The sequence below is a fragment of the Alteromonas salexigens genome (assembly GCF_025628895.1).
GTDB lineage: Bacteria > Pseudomonadota > Gammaproteobacteria > Enterobacterales > Alteromonadaceae > Alteromonas > Alteromonas salexigens.
In genome coordinates, this window is sequence record NZ_JAOTJC010000008.1 from 434,027 (window position 1) to 451,201 (window position 17,175).

Here is a 17,175-nt window from a genome sequence, read left to right on the forward strand (position 1 = left end):
GCTCTAAATACAAAAATAATAACAATGGGTTAGAGCAGTGTTTCGATCAATTAAAAGTCCGTTAGGCATGCTGGTGGGCGGAGCCGTTGTTTTTGCTACCGCCATGGTGCTGTGGCTGACGATATCCGAGCATGAAGATCTGTACACTGACGCGGTGCGCAGCAATATCGACGCGGTGGCGTCGAATCTTTCTGAAGAGCTGTCGGAAGTTATCGGCGAAGGGAGCAAGGTGGCTGAGTTGCAGTTAGTACTGCGACAGTTACAGGCTTACGATAATATTGTCAGCGCCAGCGTGCATGACCGCCATGGCAACATGCTAACCAGTGTGGCAGGCAATTCTGCGCGACAAGACAATAATATTAATCCATCTGCGCTGTCACAACCGGTGACAGCGGGTTTTATGGCCGAGGACGGAAACTTGGTCAGTTTACATATCATTGGTGATCCCGTATTCGCACGTGGTTATTTGCGTGTCGTTACCGATGTCGCTACGCCAGTGTCCCGTAGTAAGCGGACACTGCTCTTTCAAACCTCGCCGTTGGTGCTGGCCGTGCTTATCCTGACTATTGGCAGTGGCCTGTTCTTTCTCAACCGGCTATTACATCCGCTGTATGCACTGTCCCGCTTTACCCAGTCTGTCAGTGACAGTAAAGACTATGCCATGCGTTTTCGTACCGGCGATAACAATGAAATCAGTAAGCTGGGCACCAGTATCAACAGCCTGCTGGAAATGATTGAAGCAGAACTGACAATTAATCAGGAGCAGAATCAGATCCTCACCGAGCAGCAGCAAACCATGACGCGTCTGGCGAATTACGACAGTCTGACGGGCCTGCCGAACCGCCAGTTTGTGATGGATAACCTGCGCCTGGAGCTGGCGCGGGCACGCCGGGCCGGCGACGACAGAGTATTGATGTTCTTCGACCTGGATGGGTTTAAAGGTATTAATGACTCGCTGGGTCACGAAACCGGTGACTTAATTCTGATTGAAGTGGCAGACCGGGTAACCAGTCTGTTGCGGGAAGGGGACTTGATTGCCCGGCTGGGCGGAGACGAGTTTATTATCTTACCGGACCGGGATACCTCAGAGGCCAGTATTGCCAACATGGCTAACCGGGTAATCACGGCGTTTTCAGAACCCTTTCAACTACGCGGTCTGGCCCTCACGGTAGGTGTCAGCCTGGGCATTGCCAAAGCTTCTGAAGCCGACTATGACCTGAGCCAGCTTATGAGTAATGCAGATCTTGCCATGTACCGCTCTAAAGCACGAGGGCGTGGGACGTTCACAGTATTCACTCCCGATATGGTGGAATCCCATAAACGAAAATTGTCTATTGCCAACAGTATCGACCAGGCGATCACCAACAATGAGTTTCAGCTGTATTATCAGCCTAAAATCGCCCGGGACGGGCGTATTATTGGCCTTGAAGCACTCATCCGGTGGCTGCACCCTGAGTTTGGTATGGTGATGCCGGGCGAGTTCATACCCATTGCCGAACAGGGCGGGAAAATATCTGCTATTACCCAGTGGGTTATCGAACAGGTGTGTATCGAGTTGCCGATGCTGCAGGAAAAAATTGCGCAGCGCTTCCGGGTGTCTATTAACCTGTCTGGCCATGATTTACGTCATGGCGGCCTGTTTGATGCCATCCACAGTCTGTTTACCCGCCATCGAACGAACCCGGAATACATCGAGTTTGAGGTAACTGAGTCGGCATATTTGGAAAACTTTGCCTTATCGAATAAATTTTTCCGTCGGGTCAGTAATATGGGCTGTGCCATTGCGTTGGACGATTTTGGTACCGGGTATTCCTCGCTCAGTTATCTGACACAAATCAGCATCGACACGCTCAAAATTGATCGCCAGTTTATTCGTGAACTGGAAACCTCCGAACGCAGTCGACTGGTGACCGGCACCATCATTGATCTGGCCAAGCGTTTATCACTGACTATCTGCGCCGAAGGCATTGAAAATCATCGGCAATGGGAATATCTGCTAGAGCATGGCTGTGATCATGTTCAGGGGTTCCTGTTTAGCAAGCCCATCCCGCTGTCTCAGTTTCATTCACTGCCGATGCGCTTCGAACGTTTACGGGAAGCTGCCAACGCTTAGCGCGTCAATCCCCCCGCCCATGAACTACCCATATTCTGCCGCTTGATTGTTGCTAATTTGCAACAATCAAGCGGCTACTCAGTAGGTATATATTTCTAAAGCCATAAAAATTAAGTGTTTTTTCATGTTGGCATGATTCGCGCAATCTAACTGGTGTATCGACAGAAGTGCGGTCGATGACCCGGGCAATGGGTAATTGGTTGCCCTGACCTGTGACAGACGCGCGGAGGCTATCATGAAGCGTATGGAAAAAATGTTTCTTATTTTATTAACTGTAGCGGCCATTCAGGCTGTGTCCGTCGCCAGTGCTCATGCTGACGAACATGGTGAGTTGATGACCCAGTTAGACAGTGATCAGGACGGCTTGATCTCGCTGAAAGAAGCGGTGCGAAATACTGAGTTATTGCGCAATTTCGGGCTGATTGACCAGAATGAAGATGGTTTGCTGTCAATGGATGAATTACTGGCCAGCGAGTTGACGCCAAGTGGTCAACGCATGGAATCATAACTAACGAATTTGACAAACAGGCGCTCGTGGGATTAACCACAACGAGCGCTGTTACCTACCCGGCCAGGGCTACCCAGCCGGCCAGTCTTGCTAGTGGTAATGGGGTATGCCATTCTGAGTGACCGAATTTCTTTTAGTGAAAAATTAGTGCAGTTAGGATCGCTAAGACAGCTTACCTTGGGCAGCTTTTTAGTTGCTCTGATCCCGCTTATCGCCCTGTTATGGCAAAGTCAGAGTGATTTGGCCAGAGTGGGCCAGATGACCAGTATCGAGACCCGCTACGTGGTTAACGTGGTGGGCCTGATGCAAACCTTAGATGGCGCGGTGATCGACCTCGAACGCAGTATTCGCCAGTATGCAGTGCTGCAAAGTGATGCCGTGGCACAGTTGTCAGACAATGCTCTCACGCAATTTACCGCCGCCAAAAGCAGCCTTTGCAAGGTGCTCCAGCGACCCGCGCCGTGCGCAAGGCTGGACAAACAGCTCCAGCAGCTTAGTACTTACCGCGAGGTTAACGATCAGCTTCTGCTGAATGCGTATCTTGCTTCCATGAACAACAGCGTGTCAGCTTTACGCGGCGACGTTGACGATGCCATTCAGGAGCGGTTAAATCTGCAACAGGCTGATCTCAGCGCCATGCAGGCGAAACAAGCCTGGTCCACCGCGATGCTGGTCAGCATTTCGTTATTACTGATATTGCTGGGTAGCCAGTTGATTGTGAATCCGGTGAAAAAGCTTAAGCAAATTATCCGGATCCTGGCCCAGCAACAAGGCCAGTTACCCCCCATTTCAACCCAGGCGCCTCGCGAGCTAATTGGTGTCGAGCAGGATTTGCACTGGTTATCAGACCGTCTGCAACAACTTGAGCATATCCGCACCGCGTTACTCCGTCACGCAGCCCACGAACTGAAAACCCCACTGGCGAGCATCAAAGAAGGGTGTAGCTTGCTGTCAGACAACGTGGTGGGGGAACTGAACACCCAGCAGCAAGAAGTGTTATCCTTACTGACTTCCAGTACCCAGCGACTGAGCACCCTCATCGAAAAACTATTGGATTATAATTTACTGTTACAACAGGCTCAGCCGAAGTTTACCCGCGCTGATCCCAATCAGCTGGTGCAGGATTGTCTGGAAGATTATGCGTTAGCATTGCAGGAGCGGGAAGTGCGCGTGTCTATTCAGACCGATACGGTTTGGGTAGATGAAGAACTGTATCGTCGAATCCTTGATAATTTGGTGTCTAACGCGGTGGCGCACGGGGCGGTAGGGCGACCTATAGACGTGCAAATTTACTGTGCTGATGACACCGTGATCCTGGATGTGGCGAACCGAGGCAAGCGGATCCCGGCAGACAAGGTAGCGACCTTGTTTGAACCTTTTATCCGCGGTGATGATCCACGCAACGACAATGTCATTGGTACCGGGCTGGGCCTGTCCATCGTTTCCGACTGTGCCCGCCTCATGCATGGCGATGTAGCCGTGGTTGAAGTAGATTACGCTGATGTGTGTTTCCGGGTCACTATCCCTCAACAGGAACAAGAACAATGAGAGCAATGTGGTTACTGCTTACTCTGGCCGGGCTGGCCGGATGTGCAGCTTTGCAACCAGTGTCGGACAAGCCGGTGGTGGCAACGCCGCCAGAATTTCAACATGACAGCATTTTACCGCTTAAACCAGATGTGTGTGTGTTCAATGACGAGGTTGATATCAGCAAACACAATTGTGAGCTGACCTACTGGGCCGGCGTCTGGGTGGGGGCAGACAACACTGCCTGGCCAGAGCGCAAAGCCGCTATTACGGAGCTGGGCACCAGTGCGTCCGATAAATTGCACAAAGTGTTGTTGTCGTTGCCCACGGACACGCCCTATCAGGACAGGTTGCGAGCCAAGCACTGGCTGGACGAACTGATCCCCCACTTCACGCCGCAGATGCAGCAAGTGGCCGTCACTGTGCTGGCGTCGCCAAATAACCAGATGCTGGAGTACGAGTCTGCCATTAGTGTACTGAACAAACTCAATACCCAGCGCGCAGTAACCATACGCAGCCTGAACGCGGAGCTGGAAGCGCAGCATAAAAAGCTGCAGGAGTTGCTGCAAATAGAAGCGACTATGATGGATAAGAACCGGAGTAATCAACAATGAGTGATAAAAAAGACGTTAAACCACAATTATTGTTGGTAGATGATGATCAAAGTCTGCTGCGCCTGCTGACCATACGCCTGGAAGGCGAAGGCTATCAGGTCACGGCAGTCGAGGACGGCCAGGCAGCACTGAAAAAAATCAACAATGAGTCGTTTGATGTGGTGCTGAGTGATTTACGCATGCCGGGGCTGGACGGCCTCAGCTTATTTGAAGAAATCATGGGCGTGCGCAAAGATATTCCGGTTATCCTGATGACAGCGCACGGTACCATTTCTGATGCCGTGGCGGCGACCCAGCGCGGCGTGTTCGGGTTTCTGACCAAGCCGGTAGATCACGAGGAACTGCGTAGTTTGCTGCAAAAGGCGCTCAGTCAGTCTGTCGCGGCCCAGCCCGGCGAGTGGGCCAAAGAAATAATTACCCGGTCCCCAGAAATGCTCAATGTACTGGATCAGGCTTATCGCATTGCCCAACGGGAAGTGAGTGTGCTTATCAGTGGCGCCAGCGGTACCGGTAAAGAGCTGTTGGCCAATGCGATCCATCAGGCCAGCAACCGGCGGGACAAACCGTTTGTGGCAATAAACTGTGGTGCGTTACCCGAGAACCTGCTGGAATCGGAACTATTCGGCCATGCTAAAGGCGCCTTTACCGGCGCCGTGCAGGCCAACGGCGGGCTCTTCCGCGAAGCGGACGGTGGTACGCTGTTTCTGGATGAAATTGGTGACATGCCAATGACATTGCAGGTGAAGTTACTGCGAGCGCTGCAAGAGCGCCAGATCCGCCCGGTAGGCAGCAGCAAGCATGTGGATATCGATGTGCGCATAATCTCAGCCACACACAAAGATTTACACAAGGAAATGGAAGAGGGCAGTTTCCGGGAAGACCTTTATTACCGCCTGAACGTGGTGAACCTGAAGTTACCGGCACTGAAAGAGCGCAGTGAAGACATTCCCTTACTGGCCCGTTCCCTGTTACGTCAGAGTGCACAGCGCCATCAGGTGTCAGTCAGCCAGTTCTCCGATGATGCCATGCAGTTGTTGGTAAAATCAGACTGGCCGGGCAACGTGCGGCAACTGGTGAATGTGGTTGAGCAGTGTGTGGCACTGACTCAGACCCCCGTCGTGCCGCTGCACCTCGTTGAGCAGGCACTGTCAGCGACACGCCAGAGCTGGCCAACGCTCACAGAAGCGCGGGATGCGTTTGAGCAAAAGTACCTGTTTAAACTATTAAAAATGACCGATGGCAACGTGACCCGCGCGGCGGAGCTGGCGGGGCGTAACCGCACGGACATGCATAAACTGATGAAAAAACACGAGCTGGACGCCAGTGATTTTCGCTCCTGAGAACTCCGCCAGCTAGCTAAAACAGCGCATCCTGGCTGGGCTGCGCTGCCAGGCCGATGTCGGGCAGCGCAAACTCAGGATAACGCTGGTTATAATGAGTAATAAACAACTGCGCCAGCCAGGGAGCATCTTTATTATCCGGACGGTGTAAGAACACATACGGGGTGCGCCCTTCTTCCCGCCACTGATGCACTTTGCTGAACCACGGGATCAGGCAGCGCAGGTTATCCTGTTCATTGTCGTTGCCAACAAAGCGCACGATCGGCGCCCGCCCGGTGGCAATCACATTCACTGGTACCCGCGGTTTCTTGGTGCGGACATCGGCCACCAGGGCACTGGTAGACGGCCCGGTGAACAACGCGCGGGTATCCATAATAATGCGATCCGCCTGATGCTCCATGAGTAACCGGTTCAGTCGTTGCTCTGCCTCACCTTTTTGAAAAAACGCCGGATGGCGCACTTCCACAGCCACCCGGTACGTTTTTGGTAAGCCTTCCAGAAACGCTGACAGTGAGGGTAGCCTGGCCGGGCTGAAGCTGGCGGGGAGTTGCAGCATGATACTTCCCAGCTTGTTTCCCAGTGCAGACAATAACGTTAGCTGCTCAACGGCAGCCGGTAATTGCGCATCCAGTGCCTCGCTATGGGAAATGTGTTGATGAAATTTAAAAGTAAACGAAAACCCGTCACCGGTTTCCCCTGCCCAGCGGGCAACCGCATCGGCGTGGGGTAATGAATAAAAGGTTGTGTTGCCTTCTACACTATTGAGTTTGTTTGCATAGGTGCGCAATTGTTGCTGGCGGGTCGAAGATGACTGAAACCAGTGTACAGGCCAGCTAGGATCCTGCCACACGGGTAAGCCCAGAAAAATTGGTGGTAACGCTTGTTGATTCACTTCACACTCATTCGTTGTTTTAGTCATTGGGCTTTACGAAGCATTTGTTTATACTATGCGGCCTTTAATTTATCGCAATGCAGCAGACTTGCAGACCGCATGTGAAATTGGCTGAATGTCGGCCCGTCGTCATACATCGAGACGACGATTGCACCATCGGGCCCACAGCAGCGCAAGTGACTGGCATCATCATTGTACAAAAATATCAGGGGTCAAGGACCATGCGCACAGATTACTGTGGGAATATCGATTCATCATATGTCGGCCAGGAAGTCACACTGTGTGGCTGGGTGAACAAACGTCGCGATTTAGGTGGCGTAATTTTTATCGATTTGCGCGATCGTGAGGGCATTGTCCAGGTTGTATTCGACCCGGATCTGCCAGACGTGCTGGAAGTGGCAAACACCTTGAGAAGCGAGTTTTGTGTCAAGCTGTCGGGTAAAGTTCGGGCGCGCCCCGAAGGCCAAATTAATAAGGACATGCGCACCGGCGAAATCGAAATTTTCGGTACCGCGCTGGAAGTCATCAACAAAAGCGACGTGCTGCCGCTGGACTGGAACCAGGAAAACTCGGAAGAGCAACGTCTGCGTTACCGCTACCTGGACTTACGTCGTCCGGTAATGAGCCAGCGTTTGCAGTTCCGTGCCAAAGTCACTGCTGCCGTTCGCCGCTATCTGGAAGACGATGGTTTTCTGGATATCGAAACCCCCATTCTTACCAAGGCAACGCCGGAAGGCGCCCGTGATTACCTGGTTCCGAGCCGGACTCACAAAGGGGAGTTTTTCGCTCTGCCGCAATCTCCGCAATTGTTTAAGCAGTTGCTGATGATGTCGGGCATGGACCGCTATTATCAAATTGTAAAATGCTTCCGGGATGAAGATTTACGCGCTGACCGTCAGCCAGAATTTACTCAGATCGACCTGGAAACCACTTTCCTGGATGCCGACGGTGTCATGGCTATCACGGAAGGCATGATCCGCAATCTGTTCAAAACCATGCTGGATGTCGACCTGGGGGATTTCCCCCGTATGACCTATGCCGATGCAATGCGTCGCTATGGCAGCGACAAGCCGGATTTGCGTAACCCGTTAGAGCTGGTGGATGTTGCCGACCTGCTTAAAGACGTTGAGTTTAAAGTATTCAGTGGCCCGGCGAATGACGACAAAGGTCGGGTTGCCGTAATCCGTGTGCCTGGCGGTGCCAGCCTGTCCCGTAAGCAACTGGATGAATACACGAAGTTCGTGGGTATTTATGGTGCCAAAGGCATGGCCTGGCTGAAAGTGAACGACACGGCAGCGGGGCAGGACGGACTGCAATCGCCCATCCTGAAATTCCTGAGCGCCGACATCACCGACGCGCTACTGGAGCGCAGTGGTGCCCAGGACGGGGATATTCTGTTATTCGGCGCTGATAATGCCAATGTCGTAACCGAAGCTTTAGGTGCATTGAGACTGAAAGTGGGCGAAGACTTCGACCTGCTGGAAGGTGAGTGGAAGCCATTGTGGGTTGTAGACTTCCCCATGTTCGAAGAAGCGGACGGTGCGTTGCATGCGTTACACCACCCGTTTACTGCGCCCCGTGATATGACCGCAGAAGAACTGAAAGCCGACCCGGTGAATGCACTGTCCGACGCTTACGACATGGTGCTGAACGGTGTGGAACTGGGCGGGGGCTCGGTACGTATTCACGACCAGGCCATGCAGTCAGCAGTATTCAGTATTCTGGGTATTAACGAAGAAGAAGCTGAAAATAAATTTGGCTTCCTGCTGGATGCATTGCGTTTTGGTGCGCCACCCCATGCCGGTCTGGCATTTGGTCTGGATCGTTTGGTGATGCTGATGACTGGCGCCAGCTCTATTCGCGATGTCATGGCATTCCCGAAAACTACCACTGCGGCCTGCCCACTGACCAGCGCCCCCAGCCCTGCGAATCCGCAGCAGCTTGAAGATCTGGCCATTGCAACGGTGAAAAAGTCATCCTGAAGCATGGCGTATAAGCGACCGGAGTCAGTATTGGTGGTGCTTTTCGATAAGCACCACCAGGTACTCATCATGCAACGTGACGATGATCCCACGTTCTGGCAGTCGGTAACCGGTACTATCGAAGCGAATGAAACACCAAAGGCGGCCGCTTATCGGGAGGTCCGGGAAGAAACCGGTCTGGTGCTGAGTGATGCTACGACGCCATTAACCGATTGCCACATGACTAACCGCTTTGAAATACGTCCGCAATGGCGGTATCGCTACCCACCCGGCACCCGTTATAACACTGAGCATGTGTTTTATGCCTGTGTCGACAGTACGCAACCTCTAATACTGACTGAGCACACTGATTATGCCTGGGTGTCTAAGCAGGACGCGCTAACCAGACTATGGTCACCCTCGAGCCGGGAAGCCGTCAGCCAGTTTGTGCCCGGAGGCATTTAATGATAATACTGGGTATAGATCCAGGTTCCCGTATCACCGGCTATGGCCTGATTGCCCGAAAACAAGGCAAACTGTGCTATGTAGCCAGTGGCTGCATTCGGGTAGGGACGAACGAATTGCCAGAGCGTCTGAATAATATCTTCATAGGAATAGGCGATATTATTCGGCAGTTTAAGCCACAGCAATTTGCCATTGAGCAGGTTTTCATGGCCAAAAACCCGGACTCTGCACTTAAGTTAGGGCAAGCCAGAGGCGCTGCGATTGTTGCTGCCTCGCAGGCAGCCTTGCCGGTAGCGGAATACTCGGCCAGGCAAATTAAGCAAGCCGTGGTAGGCAAAGGTGGGGCAGATAAAACCCAGGTTCAGCACATGGTTAAACACCTGCTGCAACTGCCCGGTACGCCCCAGGCCGATGCTGCCGATGCACTGGCCGTGGCATTATGTCATGCCCACACAGAACAAAGCCTGATTAAAATGGCAGGACAAGCCAGTAAAACCGTACGCGGAAGACTGCGTTAATAGAGGGTATATGATCGGAAGAATTCAGGGTCTCCTGATAGAGAAACAACCACCAGGAGTTTTAATAGACGTAAATGGCGTGGGCTATGAAATTCAGATGCCCATGACCAGTTTTTATCAGCTGCCTGCGGTGGGTGAGAACGTCACTGTATTCACGCACTTTGTGGTACGGGAAGATGCGCAATTGTTGTTCGGCTTCGCCGACAAAATGGAGCGCGGGCTGTTTCGAGAACTGATTAAAGCAAACGGCGTAGGGCCCAAGCTGGGGCTAACCATACTGTCGGGCATGTCGGCACCGCAATTTCTCAGTAGTGTGCAGAATGAAGATGTCACTGCACTGGTAAGCTTACCGGGTATTGGCAAGAAAACCGCAGAGCGGCTGGTGGTAGAGTTAAAAGACCGGCTGGCGAATTTCGGTAAAACCGAAAATATTACGTTACCGGCAAATACCGGAGAACGCCCGGGAGAAACCATTGTGGCGGTGAACGATGCCAGGGAAGAAGCCCTGAGTGCACTTGTGGCTCTGGGCTACAAACCTGCGCAGGCCAGTAAACTGGTGAGTGGCGTGTATAAAGACGGCATGGAAAGCGAAACCGTTATCCGCGATGCGCTGAAAGCGGCCATTTAATACAGAGATAATTATGATTGAAGCAGATCGCCTGATTACGCCCGCATCAAACAGTGAAGACGAGGTTATCGACCGCGCCATTCGCCCCAAGATGCTTGCCGATTATACCGGCCAGCCTCATGTATGCGAACAAATGGAGATATTTATCCAGGCGGCCCGCAACCGGGACGATGCACTGGATCATTTATTGATTTTCGGCCCGCCGGGACTGGGTAAAACAACCCTGGCCAATATCGTGGCCAATGAAATGGACGTCAATATTAAAACCACCTCAGGGCCGGTACTGGAAAAAGCCGGCGATTTGGCGGCCTTGCTGACCAATCTTGAAAAAAACGATGTGCTGTTTATTGATGAAATACACCGCCTGAGCCCGGTGGTGGAAGAAATTCTGTATCCGGCCATGGAAGACTATCAGCTGGATATTATGATTGGTGAAGGCCCGGCGGCCCGTTCCATTAAACTGGATTTGCCGCCATTTACGCTGGTAGGTGCCACTACCCGGGCGGGCTCGCTCACCTCACCGCTACGCGACCGGTTCGGCATTGTACAGCGGCTGGAGTTTTATTCGGTGGCTGACCTGACCAAAATCGTCACCCGCAGTGCAGAATACCTCAACCTCAGCATGGATAGCAGCGGGGCAGAAGAAGTGGCCCGTCGCTCACGAGGAACACCTCGCATAGCTAACCGGCTACTAAGACGGGTACGAGACTACGCAGAAATAAAATCGAACGGTACGGTCGGCGCGGGTGTTGCGGCGCAAGCACTCGATATGCTGGATGTGGATAAGCAGGGCTTCGACTACATGGATCGTAAATTGCTTACTGCCATTATCGAAAAATTTGATGGCGGGCCAGTGGGCCTGGATAACCTCGCGGCAGCAATCGGTGAAGAAAAGGAAACCATCGAGGATGTCATTGAGCCTTACCTTATTCAGCAAGGCTTTCTGCAGCGGACACCGCGGGGACGAATCGTATCGCAACGGGCGTACCTGCATTTTGGCTTCACACCTGATAGCTGAGGGGCAGGCTTTTTGCTCTTCTGCCTGATTAACAGGCATAAAAAAGCCCGCTCAAATGAACGGGCAAAACAACAAGTGTTGAAGGAAATAAATCCAGGGAACTCATGTCTAACAGGAGAAAATCTCTTGCATGACCGCTTTCGCCATCACGCTCTGTGCGACTGATGCGGTGCATTATAGAGCGATTTTTATTTCGCTCAATTGAGGAAAATTAGGTTTTCTAATAAGAATATCTAATGTGTTAACGCAGTGTTGATTTGCGTTAAATTATTCATTAAATGTACGGCTGTAACGGCCTGTAGGAAGATGTGGTATCTGGTTTTTTATGCATTTTAACTGATGCATAATGAGCCTGGGTATGAATTTTAGTAGTGTGGGAAGCATAACTATGCATGAGTGCCAGATACGGGTGTATTACGAGGATACCGACGCAGGTGGCATCGTTTATTACGCCAATTATCTTAAGTTTTTTGAGCGGGCCCGCACAGAATGGTTGCGCTCACTGGGCTATGAACAGGATACATTGCTGGAACAATCAGTGGCCTTCGTCGTCAAACGGGTTGAAATGCATAATCACGCGCCGGCCCGGTTCAATCAGATGTTGAGTATTGAGACGCAGATTGTAGAATTGGGCGGCGCAAGTATTACGTTCAGACAAGAAATAAAAAATGCACAGCATGACCTGCTGGTCACGGCTGAAATACAGGTTGCCTGTGTGGACTTGGCGAAGATGAAAGCCCGTCGCCTGCCACGCACATTGCTAGGGGATATATCGCGTGGAATCTGATCTCACTTTTATTGGATTATTCTTACAAGCCAGTTTCATTGTACAGCTGGTGATGTTGCTGCTGCTGGGGGTGTCGGTCGCTTCCTGGGCCTTTATTTTTCAGCGTAGTAAAGCATTGAGTGCCGCGCGCAACGAGATGCGCCAGTTTGAAGACAAGTTCTGGTCAGGTGCTGACCTTAACCGTCTGTATCAGGAATTATCGGCCCGTCCTAACGTAACCGGGTTGGCCAGCATCTTTTGCGCCGGCTTCAAAGAATTCATCCGCCTGCGTAAAAGCACTACCCCAACCACCGGTATTGTGGACGGCACCTATCGCGCCATGCGGGTGTCCATGTCACGGGAAGTTGATTCACTGGAAAGTCGCCTGCCGTTTCTTGCGACTGCAGGTTCAATCAGTCCTTACATTGGTTTGTTTGGCACAGTATGGGGCATTATGAATGCCTTTATCGCCCTGGGTGAAGTTCAGCAAGCCACGCTGGCGATGGTAGCCCCCGGCATTGCGGAAGCATTGATTGCTACTGCGATCGGTCTGTTTGCGGCAATCCCGGCAGTTATCGCGTATAACCGGTTCAGCCACCAGGTGGAAAAGCTGGAAAACAGCTACGGCAACTTTATGGAAGAGTTTTCCGCCATCCTTCATCGTCAGGCGGTTGCACAGCAAGCGCAGCAGTAGCCTGGTGTCAGGCACTGATCCTGCTAGGAGGATAGATTATGTATGTACGTAAACGCCGTCGCCCGGTTTCTGAAATTAACGTGGTACCGTATATCGATGTGATGCTGGTGCTGCTGATTATTTTCATGGTAACCGCCCCGCTGGTATCGCAGGGGGTGAAAGTCGATCTGCCTAAAGCAAGTGCGAACCCCATCGAACAGGAAGACACGCCGCCGTTGATTGCGTCGGTAGATGTAAAAGGGCGCTACTTTCTGAATGTGGGCGACAGTCAGGATAGCCCGATCGCCGCAGATGAGCTGGCTGCGCTGGTGCAGGCGCAGTTGCAGAAAGAGCCACAGACCCCGGTGGTAGTAAAAGGGGACGGCCAGGTGGCTTATAACGAAGTGATTTCACTGATGGTATTGCTGCAACAGGCTGGCGTACCCTCGGTGGGGCTGATGACAGATCCGGTGGAACCTTGAGCAAGAAAAAGTCGCTGTTTGCTAATTTATCCCCTGATGCGATTGCCGTTTATAAATCGTTGGGTGTGCATGCGGTTATCGCCGCACTGTTGCTAATTAGCGTCAGTTTCTCCCCGGACCCGCTACCGGCCCCGCCTGCTTCCGCCCCGGTAATACAAGCCACATTTATTGATGCTCAGGCAATTGCCGACAAGCAGCGTGCACAGGCGCAGGCTGAAGCTCAGGCACGTGCCGAAGAACGTGAACGGCAGCGACAGGCACAAGCGGCAGCAGAGAAAAAGCGTCAGCAAACCCTTGCTGAGCGCCGTGCCCGTGAAAAGCGCGAAGCGCAGGAAGCAGAGCGAAAACGTCAGCAGGAGCTGAAGCGCATCGCCGCGCAAAAAGAAAAAGCACGCAAGGAAAGAGAGGCGCGGGAGAAAGCCGAAGCGGCCCGGAAAAAGCGCGAAGCGGAACAAAAAGCAGAAATGGAAAGAATTATGCAAGAGCAGCTGGCGGAAGAGCAGGCTGCTCAGCAACAACGTCGTCGTCAGCAGGTATTGTCCGAGGTCGAGCGCTACCAGGCGCTTATTCAGCAGACCATCAAGCGCTACCTGATTGATGATGACAGTTATGACGGTAAAACCTGTCGGCTGAATATACGGCTGGCGACCACCGGTTATGTGACGAGTATTCGGGTGTTAGGCGGTGACACGGCGCTGTGCCGTGCCGCGGAAAGTGCGGTAAGACGCGCTGAGGAGCTGCCGGTGTCAGAATCACCGGATGTTTATGAGCAGCTAAAAGATATTACTCTAAAAGTGGAAATGTAACGATAATGAGAAAATTAGGAATTGGACTGGCACTGTTGTTCGCCATGATCAGTTCGGCCGCCCAGGCCACACTGGAAATTGTCATTACTGAAGGGGTGGATGGTGCGCGCCCGATTGGGGTAGTGCCATTTAAATGGAAAGGGCAGGGCAGCATGCCGGGCGAGCTGACCAAAGTTATTCGTGCTGACCTGATGCGAAGCGGTAAATTTAACCCACTCGCCGTGTCGGATTTACCTCAGTACCCGGAAACCGACTCACAGGTTGACTACTCAAGTTGGGCCAGCACTGGCGCAGATACTATTTTGGTCGGAACGGTTGAAGAAGAGTCGCCGGACCGTTACATGGTCACCTACGAACTCATTGATGTGCTGCGCGGGCAGGTTTCAAAAGGGCAGAATAAAGCGCTGAAGAACGGCAAGTTAGTATCCAGCCAGGATCATATTATTGCCCGTGGACGCTCGGTGATTTCAGGGCGGGATTTTCGCACCCACGCACACCGTATCTCCGATGTAGTGTATGAAAAACTCACTGGTATACGCGGTGCTTTTCTTACCCGCATTGCCTACGTAATTGTGCGGGACAGAGAAACCCATGAATTACCCTATCAGCTTATGATCGCAGACTATGATGGCGAAAATGAAATTCGCCTGCTGTCATCGCCAGAGCCATTGATGTCGCCGTCCTGGGGGCCTGAGGGTGAAAAGATTGCGTACGTAAGTTTCGAGAACCGTCGCCCACAAATATATATTCAGGATATTTATTCCGCAAAGCGCGAGCAAATCACTGATTTCCCGGGCATTAACGGTAGTCCGGTGTTTTCACCTGACGGCAAAAAATTAGCCATGGTGCTGTCTAAAGACGGTAACCCCGAGATATATGTGATGGATTTGGCTAGCAGAAAACTGCGCCGCATCACCCGCAATCGTGCCATCGACACCGAGCCAAGCTGGACACCAGACGGCCAGAACCTGATTTTTAGCTCGGAACGGGGTGGTAAACCTCAGATTTATAGCGTAAATTTATCATCAGGAAAAGTGAGACGGCGCACGTTTGTTGGTGAGCAAAACCTTGGGGGGACAATAACCCCGGACGGCAAGCAAATGGTATTGGTGAATCGCACCAACGGGAATTACCATATTGCCAAGCAGGCGCTTGATGATGGCGCACCTCAGGTCCTTACCCGTACGTACCTGGATGAGTCGCCGAGTGTCGCACCGAATGGAAGCATGATTATTTATAGTACGTTACATGATGGTATGCAGGTATTGTCCCTGGTATCGCTTGATGGACGTTTTAAGGCTAGGTTACCAGCAGCCAATGGACAAGTTAAGTCGCCGAGTTGGTCACCATTTTTATTTTAACAAACTCAGATATTGATAAATATAAGGATTAAGAGGATGCAAATGAATAAAGTAATGAAAAGTTTCATTATCGCCTTGCCAGTGGTGACTATGATGGCCTGTTCGTCAGGTCCGAGTGAAGAAGAGTTAGCCGCAGAACGTAACCGTCAGGCGCAAGAGCAGGCACAGGCTGAACGCGAAGCAAAAGCTGCTCAAGAAGCACGCGTTAAAGCTGAAGCGGCTCAGCGCATGGAACGTGAAGAGGAGATGGCGCAGCAAGAGCTGGAATCTCTGAAGAACGAACAGACTGTTTACTTTGACTTTGACCGCTCTAGCATTAAAGCGGAATTCCGTTCACTGCTGGACAAGCATGCTAAGTTCCTGGTTGAAAACCCGGATCAAAACGTAGTAATTGAAGGTCACACAGATAGCCGTGGCACGCCAGAGTACAATATTGCACTGGGTGAGCGTCGTGGAAAAGCCGTACAAACTTATCTGATGAACGCAGGCGTAAGCAGCGGTCAGATTTCGGTAGTGTCTTACGGTGAAGAGAAACCGGCAGTAATGGGCTCTACTGAATACGCTATGGCGCAAAACCGTCGCGGAGTGGTTGTATATCAATAATGGCTAACTCCATTATCAGACATACCATAAAGCGGGGCGTCACAGTATGTGTCGCCCTTGCGGTTTCTGCAGGTGCCGCAGCACAGGCTCCTGTTTATGATGTGAACGGTAGCGACCGCGAGCTTGAAAAGCGAATTGCGGTACTCGAACGCATGGTAGACAGCCGGACTGAAATGCAGCATCGGCTGCAGGAACAGATCGATACTATGCAAAATGAGGTCGATCAGCTGCGTGGTGCACTGGAAGTGAATACCAACAAGCTTGAAAAGGTCCTGGAGCGGCAACGTGAGTTGTATCTGGAAATAGACAAGCGGGTAGAAGCACTGAAACAGAACGGCATTACCAGCAGTTCTTCCCAGTCCTCTTCTCAGGTATCACAACCAGCCCAAAGCCAGCAAACCAGTTCGCCGGCTTCTCAGGATGAATCTGCAGCGTACGACAACGCGGTCAACCTTATTCTGAAGTCGCGGGAATACGATAAAGCTATTCCGGCCTTCCAGTCGTTCATTCAACGCTTCCCGAACAGCGAATTCGCGCCTAATGCACATTATTGGTTAGGACAGCTGTTATTTAATAAACAAGCGTGGGGTGACGCAGAAGAGCAATTCCAGATAGTCGCTAATCGCTTCAGCGATTCGACGAAACGTCCGGATGCTATCCTGAAGTTAGGCGTAATTGCCGAGCGCCAGGGTAACAAAGGTTCCGCCAGAGAATATTTCGAGCAGGTGGTGTCGCAATATCCGAACTCCTCCGCACGTAAATTAGCTGAGTCGCGACTCTCCGGTTTATAAAAAAAGCCTCTCTATTGAGAGGTTTTTTTATGCCTTTACTATAGAGAATGAATCCGGATAGTGCGCTAAAGAGTATGACTTTTAGGCGATTTGATCTCATTTTGACCGT

Annotated in this window: 18 protein-coding genes; 17 read left to right on the forward strand and 1 reads right to left on the reverse strand. The window is 51.8% G+C overall.

Annotated features, from left to right (window positions below; all coding sequences use genetic code 11):
• The first annotated feature begins 37 nt into the window (after window positions 1-37).
• The 5 genes from OCL06_RS11435 to OCL06_RS11455 all read left to right on the forward strand — a co-directional run bounded on the left by OCL06_RS11435 (window position 38) and on the right by OCL06_RS11455 (window position 6,102).
• Window positions 38-2,113 carry a putative bifunctional diguanylate cyclase/phosphodiesterase gene (locus OCL06_RS11435; RefSeq protein WP_262994635.1) on the forward strand — a complete coding sequence of 692 codons (2,076 nt, stop codon included), beginning with the start codon at window positions 38-40 and terminating at the stop codon, window positions 2,111-2,113.
• Window positions 2,114-2,348: 235 nt separating this feature from the next.
• Entirely contained in the window at window positions 2,349-2,621 is a 273-nt protein-coding gene (locus OCL06_RS11440; protein WP_262994637.1) for an EF-hand domain-containing protein, read from the forward strand.
• Between the two features lie 99 nt (window positions 2,622-2,720).
• On the forward strand, window positions 2,721-4,169 hold the full coding sequence (locus OCL06_RS11445; protein ID WP_262994638.1) for a sensor histidine kinase: 1,449 nt from the start codon (window positions 2,721-2,723) through the stop codon (window positions 4,167-4,169).
• Window positions 4,166-4,762 (forward strand): hypothetical protein, encoded by a 597-nt coding sequence (locus OCL06_RS11450; RefSeq protein ID WP_262994639.1) that lies wholly within the window; start codon window positions 4,166-4,168, stop codon window positions 4,760-4,762. The genes OCL06_RS11445 and OCL06_RS11450 overlap by 4 nt, the downstream gene beginning before the upstream one ends.
• On the forward strand, window positions 4,759-6,102 hold the full coding sequence (locus tag OCL06_RS11455; RefSeq protein ID WP_262994640.1) for a sigma 54-interacting transcriptional regulator: 1,344 nt from the start codon (window positions 4,759-4,761) through the stop codon (window positions 6,100-6,102). The genes OCL06_RS11450 and OCL06_RS11455 overlap by 4 nt, the downstream gene beginning before the upstream one ends.
• A 16-nt stretch (window positions 6,103-6,118) precedes the next feature.
• On the opposite strand, the gene OCL06_RS11460 is transcribed toward OCL06_RS11455, so the two are convergent.
• Entirely contained in the window at window positions 6,119-7,021 is a 903-nt protein-coding gene (locus OCL06_RS11460) for a DUF72 domain-containing protein (protein ID WP_262994642.1), read from the reverse strand.
• 194 nt (window positions 7,022-7,215) lie between these two features.
• On the opposite strand from OCL06_RS11460, the gene aspS reads away from it, so the two are divergent.
• From aspS to ybgF, 12 genes are all read left to right on the forward strand, one after another.
• Complete coding sequence (gene aspS / locus OCL06_RS11465; protein WP_262994644.1) at window positions 7,216-8,976, forward strand: aspartate--tRNA ligase; 1,761 nt, start codon at window positions 7,216-7,218, stop codon at window positions 8,974-8,976.
• A gap of 3 nt (window positions 8,977-8,979) precedes the next feature.
• Window positions 8,980-9,420 carry a dihydroneopterin triphosphate diphosphatase gene (nudB, locus tag OCL06_RS11470; protein ID WP_262994646.1) on the forward strand — a complete coding sequence of 147 codons (441 nt, stop codon included), beginning with the start codon at window positions 8,980-8,982 and terminating at the stop codon, window positions 9,418-9,420.
• Complete coding sequence (gene ruvC / locus OCL06_RS11475) at window positions 9,420-9,938, forward strand: crossover junction endodeoxyribonuclease RuvC (protein WP_262994648.1); 519 nt, start codon at window positions 9,420-9,422, stop codon at window positions 9,936-9,938. The genes nudB and ruvC overlap by 1 nt, the downstream gene beginning before the upstream one ends.
• Window positions 9,939-9,948: 10 nt before the next feature.
• Complete coding sequence (gene ruvA, locus OCL06_RS11480; RefSeq protein ID WP_262994649.1) at window positions 9,949-10,566, forward strand: Holliday junction branch migration protein RuvA; 618 nt, start codon at window positions 9,949-9,951, stop codon at window positions 10,564-10,566.
• Window positions 10,567-10,579: 13 nt separating this feature from the next.
• Window positions 10,580-11,584, forward strand: coding sequence for a Holliday junction branch migration DNA helicase RuvB (ruvB, locus tag OCL06_RS11485; protein WP_262994651.1), 1,005 nt, complete (start codon window positions 10,580-10,582; stop codon window positions 11,582-11,584).
• A gap of 388 nt (window positions 11,585-11,972) precedes the next feature.
• Window positions 11,973-12,371: a tol-pal system-associated acyl-CoA thioesterase gene (ybgC, locus tag OCL06_RS11490; RefSeq protein WP_262994879.1), complete on the forward strand. Its 399-nt coding sequence runs from the start codon at window positions 11,973-11,975 to the stop codon at window positions 12,369-12,371.
• Window positions 12,361-13,044: a protein TolQ gene (gene tolQ, locus OCL06_RS11495; protein WP_262994653.1), complete on the forward strand. Its 684-nt coding sequence runs from the start codon at window positions 12,361-12,363 to the stop codon at window positions 13,042-13,044. The genes ybgC and tolQ overlap by 11 nt, the downstream gene beginning before the upstream one ends.
• A 38-nt stretch (window positions 13,045-13,082) precedes the next feature.
• Window positions 13,083-13,505: a protein TolR gene (gene tolR / locus OCL06_RS11500; RefSeq protein WP_262994655.1), complete on the forward strand. Its 423-nt coding sequence runs from the start codon at window positions 13,083-13,085 to the stop codon at window positions 13,503-13,505.
• Entirely contained in the window at window positions 13,502-14,311 is an 810-nt protein-coding gene (gene tolA, locus OCL06_RS11505) for a cell envelope integrity protein TolA (RefSeq protein WP_262994657.1), read from the forward strand. The genes tolR and tolA overlap by 4 nt, the downstream gene beginning before the upstream one ends.
• Window positions 14,312-14,316: 5 nt before the next feature.
• On the forward strand, window positions 14,317-15,672 hold the full coding sequence (gene tolB, locus OCL06_RS11510; RefSeq protein WP_262994659.1) for a Tol-Pal system beta propeller repeat protein TolB: 1,356 nt from the start codon (window positions 14,317-14,319) through the stop codon (window positions 15,670-15,672).
• Between the two features lie 36 nt (window positions 15,673-15,708).
• The gene (pal, locus tag OCL06_RS11515) at window positions 15,709-16,275 is read left to right on the forward strand and encodes a peptidoglycan-associated lipoprotein Pal (protein WP_262994661.1); all 567 of its coding nucleotides are present in this window, start codon (window positions 15,709-15,711) and stop codon (window positions 16,273-16,275) included.
• Complete coding sequence (ybgF, locus tag OCL06_RS11520; RefSeq protein WP_262994663.1) at window positions 16,275-17,066, forward strand: tol-pal system protein YbgF; 792 nt, start codon at window positions 16,275-16,277, stop codon at window positions 17,064-17,066. The genes pal and ybgF overlap by 1 nt, the downstream gene beginning before the upstream one ends.
• The last annotated feature ends 109 nt before the right edge of the window (window positions 17,067-17,175 follow it).

Coding starts and splice junctions, on each gene's coding strand:
- tolR (WP_262994655.1), top strand. CDS start 13,083: ATGTATGTACGTAAACGCCGTCGCCCGGTTTCTGAAATTAACGTGGTA.
- ruvA (WP_262994649.1), top strand. CDS start 9,949: ATGATCGGAAGAATTCAGGGTCTCCTGATAGAGAAACAACCACCAGGA.
- ybgF (WP_262994663.1), top strand. CDS start 16,275: ATGGCTAACTCCATTATCAGACATACCATAAAGCGGGGCGTCACAGTA.
- nudB (WP_262994646.1), top strand. CDS start 8,980: ATGGCGTATAAGCGACCGGAGTCAGTATTGGTGGTGCTTTTCGATAAG.
- OCL06_RS11440 (WP_262994637.1), top strand. CDS start 2,349: ATGAAGCGTATGGAAAAAATGTTTCTTATTTTATTAACTGTAGCGGCC.
- OCL06_RS11450 (WP_262994639.1), top strand. CDS start 4,166: ATGAGAGCAATGTGGTTACTGCTTACTCTGGCCGGGCTGGCCGGATGT.
- ruvB (WP_262994651.1), top strand. CDS start 10,580: ATGATTGAAGCAGATCGCCTGATTACGCCCGCATCAAACAGTGAAGAC.
- tolB (WP_262994659.1), top strand. CDS start 14,317: ATGAGAAAATTAGGAATTGGACTGGCACTGTTGTTCGCCATGATCAGT.
- aspS (WP_262994644.1), top strand. CDS start 7,216: ATGCGCACAGATTACTGTGGGAATATCGATTCATCATATGTCGGCCAG.
- ybgC (WP_262994879.1), top strand. CDS start 11,973: ATGCATGAGTGCCAGATACGGGTGTATTACGAGGATACCGACGCAGGT.
- OCL06_RS11455 (WP_262994640.1), top strand. CDS start 4,759: ATGAGTGATAAAAAAGACGTTAAACCACAATTATTGTTGGTAGATGAT.
- ruvC (WP_262994648.1), top strand. CDS start 9,420: ATGATAATACTGGGTATAGATCCAGGTTCCCGTATCACCGGCTATGGC.
- OCL06_RS11445 (WP_262994638.1), top strand. CDS start 2,721: ATGGGGTATGCCATTCTGAGTGACCGAATTTCTTTTAGTGAAAAATTA.
- pal (WP_262994661.1), top strand. CDS start 15,709: ATGCAAATGAATAAAGTAATGAAAAGTTTCATTATCGCCTTGCCAGTG.
- OCL06_RS11460 (WP_262994642.1), bottom strand. CDS start 7,021: ATGACTAAAACAACGAATGAGTGTGAAGTGAATCAACAAGCGTTACCA.